The organism is Actinosynnema sp. NPDC059797 (assembly GCF_042732085.1).
In the GTDB taxonomy this organism is placed as follows: domain Bacteria; phylum Actinomycetota; class Actinomycetes; order Mycobacteriales; family Pseudonocardiaceae; genus Actinosynnema.
In genome coordinates this window covers 1-3692 of sequence record NZ_JBHWIE010000541.1, presented here as the reverse complement: position 1 = coordinate 3692, position 3692 = coordinate 1, and the positions used below count along the sequence as shown (strand labels likewise).

At 77.4% G+C, this 3692-nt stretch carries 4 protein-coding genes; all 4 read right to left on the bottom strand.

The window, feature by feature from the left end:
- Window positions 1-16: 16 nt before the first annotated feature.
- Complete coding sequence (locus ACFV4N_RS41310) at window positions 17-1681, bottom strand: GMC family oxidoreductase (protein WP_499678147.1); 1665 nt, start codon at window positions 1679-1681, stop codon at window positions 17-19.
- A complete protein-coding gene (locus ACFV4N_RS41305; protein WP_499678146.1) occupies window positions 1654-2400 on the bottom strand; it encodes a 4'-phosphopantetheinyl transferase family protein in 747 nt (248 codons plus the stop codon). The genes ACFV4N_RS41310 and ACFV4N_RS41305 overlap by 28 nt, the downstream gene beginning before the upstream one ends.
- A complete protein-coding gene (locus ACFV4N_RS41300; protein WP_499678145.1) occupies window positions 2370-3143 on the bottom strand; it encodes a thioesterase II family protein in 774 nt (257 codons plus the stop codon). Before ACFV4N_RS41300 ends, ACFV4N_RS41305 begins: the two co-directional genes overlap by 31 nt.
- A gap of 7 nt (window positions 3144-3150) precedes the next feature.
- Window positions 3151-3692: ferritin family protein (locus ACFV4N_RS41295; protein WP_499678144.1), on the bottom strand; the 542-nt coding region annotated here is incomplete at its 5' end.

Here is a 3692-nt window from a genome sequence, read left to right as displayed (position 1 = left end):
CCCAGCGACAGGCCCCTCACCCGGCACGCTCCGCCGAGGCGATCAGGTCCGCGGCCCGCTCGCCGACCAGGACCGACGGGGCGTGCGTGTGGCCGCGCACCAGCACCGGCATGACCGAGGCGTCGGCGACCCGCAGCCCTACCGTGCCCCGGACGCGCAGGTCGGGGTCCACCACCGACGCCGCGTCCCGGCCCATGCGGCAGGTGCCCACCGGGTGGTAGAGCGTCTGGCTCCGCGCCTCGATCAGGTCGCCGCCCACCGGTCCGGCGCGGTCCAGGTGGCGGGCCAGCGCGGGCGCGGCGAGGATCCGCTCGCACCACCGCAGCCCCGCGGTCAGCACCCGCCGGTCCTCCTCGTCGCCGAGGTAGCCCGGGTCGATGCGGGGCGCGGCCAGCGGGTCGGGCGAGGCCAGCCGGATCGTCCCGGTGCTGCGCGGGCGCAGCAGCACCGCGCCGAGGGTGACCACGTGCCGGTCCGGCGGGGCCAGGCCGTCGTCGGAGAACGGGCCGGGCACGAACAGCAGCTCCAGGTCCGGCAGCGCCAGCCCGGGGTCGCTGCGGGCGAAGGCGTAGGCCTCGGCGAGGTTGGAGGTCAGCATCCCGCGCCGCTCGGACAGGTAGCGGGCGACGTGGCGCAGGCCGGTCGCCCCGGCCAGGCTGATCGGTTCCCGGCAGTCGGCGTGCACGAGCGTCACCAGGTGGTCGCGCAGCCCGCCGCCGACGTCGGGGGAGTGGTGGACCACCGGGACGCCCAGGTCGCGCAGCTGGGGCGCGGGGCCGACGCCGGACAGCAGCAGCAGGTGCGGCGAGTTGACGGCGCCGCCGCACAGCACCACCTCCCTGGCCGCGCGGACCCGGGTCCGCCGGCCCGCGCGCAGGTACTCGACCCCGACCGCGCGCCGCCCGAGGAACAGGACCCTGGTCACGTGGGCGTCGGTGAGGACGGTGAGGTTCGCGCGCCCGGTCGCCGGGCGCAGGTAGGCGTCCGCCGTGCTCCAGCGCCGACCGCCCCGCTGCGTGACCACGGCCTCCGCGGCGCCGTCCGGCTCCGCGCCGTTGGGCACCGCGCGCCGGGGCAGCCCCGCCTGCGCGCACGCCGCCAGGTAGGCCGCGGTCAGCGGGTTCGGGTCGAGCTGGCGGCGCAGGCTCAGCGGGCCGCCGCGACCGTGGTGGGCGGCGATGGCCTCCTCCGCGCCCTCGATCCGCCGGAAGTACGGCTGGACGGCCCGGTGCCCCCACTGCTCGCCCGCGTGCTCGGCCCACTCGTCGTAGTCGGCGGGGTGCCCGCGCACCCACATCATGGCGTTGATGGCCGAGCTGCCGCCCAGCGCGCGGCCCCGCGGCCAGCGGATGCTCCGGCCGCCCAGGCGCGGCTGCGGCACGGTCCGGTAGGCCCAGTCCACCTCGGTGCCGAACAGGGTGGGGAACGCGGCGGGCACGCCGACCGCGTCGAGGTCGTGCCCCGGTCCCGCCTCCAGCACCAGCACCCGCCGGCCCGGGTCGGCGCTCAGCCGGGCGGCGAGCGGCGCGCCGGCCGAGCCCGCGCCCACCACCACGTAGTCGTACGGGACCGGGTCGTCGGTGGCTGGGTTGCCGGTGGCCGGGTGGTGGCCGGCCGGCCGGCGGGTGGCCGGGACGTGGTGGTCCGGTGCGGTCAGCACGCGGGCCGGTCCCAGGTCCACCGGTGCACCCGCGGCGGCTCACCGGGCACGGCCAGCGCGGCGACGTGCCGCGCGGAGGGCCTCAGCTCGCGCACCGACCACCCCGAGGCGGCCGGCACCGGTTCGCGCCGCCCGAGGTCCACGTCCACGCTCGCCAGCGACCCGGACAGGCCGCACCCGACCGCCTTCAGGTAGCTCTCCTTGCACGTCCAGGTCCGCAGGAACAGCTCGGACCTCGCGGGTTCGCCGAGCCGCCCGAGCCGGTCCGCCTCGGCGCGGGTGAAGAACCTCCTGGCCATGGCCACCCCGTCCGGGAACGCGCGCAACGCCTCCACGTCGACGCCCACCGGACCGGCCGCCGCGACGGCGATCACCGCGCAGCCGTCGGTGTGCGACAGGTTGAACGACAGCTCGCCCGTGCCCAGCTCGGGCCGCCCCAGCGCGCCCCGGACGAGCGCGATGCGCGGCGCGGACCGGTCGAGGTAGCGCGACAGCACGTCGCGCAGCGCGCCGTGGGCCACCACGTGGTCGTGGCGCAGGCGCGCGGTGCCGAGCCGGGTCGCCCGGTCGCGCTCGTCGGCCGGCAGCAGCGGCAGGCACGCCGCCGCCGCCCGCGCGTCACCGGGCAGCGGCACCCGCCACACGTCCACCGCCCCCGGCGGCACCGCGCGACGCCGGGGGCCGGGAGGCCAGACCGGTGCCGCCGCGCTCACGAGCCCACCCGCGCGCACGACGTCCACGGCGCCAGCTCCTCGCGCACGTCGTCCAGCAGCCGCTTCCGCTCGTCGAGGACGAAGAAGTGCCCGCCGGGCAGGAACCTGGCGCGGAAGCGGGCCGTGGTCTGCCGCCGCCACCGCCAGACCTCCTCCGGTCGCGCCTTCGGGTCGCCCAGGCCGCCGAACGCGGTGATCGGGACGGGCAGCGGCTCCCACGCCCCGGCCGCGTAGGTCTCGTTCACCGCGAAGTCGGCCCGCAGCGTGGGCAGGAAGGACCGCAGCAGCCAGGGCCGCGCCAGCAGCGCGTCCGGCGTGCCGCCCAGCTCGCGCAGCACCTCGGTGAAGCGCTCGTCGGACAGCTCGTGCACCCACGCCCGGGGCTCGCCGTCCTGCGGCGCCCGCCTGCCGGAGACCATCAGCAGCACGGGCGGCGGCAGCCCGCGCCGGTCCAGCTCGCGCACCACCTCGGTCACCACGAGCGCGCCGAGGCTGTGCCCGAACAGCGCGAACGGCACGTCCGGCGACAGCTCCGGCCCCACCGCGCCCACCACGCCGTCGACCAGGTCCTCCAGCCGGTCGACGGGCGGCTCGCCGAACCGGGACTCACGCCCCGGCGGGTGCAGCGCGCGCACCCCGACGCACGCGGGCAGCTCCCGCGGCCAGTCGCGGAACACCGACGCGCCGGCTCCCGCGTGCGGGTAGCAGTACAGCCGGAACCGGTCGTCCCGGGACGGGGGCGCGGGCAGCCAGCGGTTCACCCGGTCCACGGTCCCCTCAACCCGTCCTGACCGGTTCGGCGGTCGCCGCGTCCTCCTCGGCGAAGGCGTCCTCCAGCCGCTCGGTCACGGTGTCGACCTCGACCAGGCGCACGGCCTTGCCGCGGGCGGCCTCGATCGCGGCGAGCCTGCGCTTGGCGCGGCCCGTCGCGTAGGTCATCAGCGCGCGCATCTCCAGCCCGAAGTACTCCGGCTGGTAGAGGTGGGTGGCGAACTGGATCTGCCGGATCGCGTGCGGCAGCAGCTCCCGCATCCGCCGCCGCGCGACCAGCCAGTTGGCCTCGTCGGCGGCGACGTGCCTGCGGCAGGTGTAGGTGCCCCAGGCCATGTGCCTGCGCTCGTCGTCCCCGATGCGCCGGATGATCTCCCGCATCCCGGGGAACAGGCCCAGCCGCGCGCACATCCGGTTCCAGGCGAAGTACCCGGTCAGCGCCAGGGTGCCCTCGACGATGTGGTTGTAGGTGACGGAGGCGCGGACCTGGTTGGCCGGGCAGGGGTCCTCGGTGAGCGCGTTCAGCGACCGGGGCAGCTCCTCGTAGA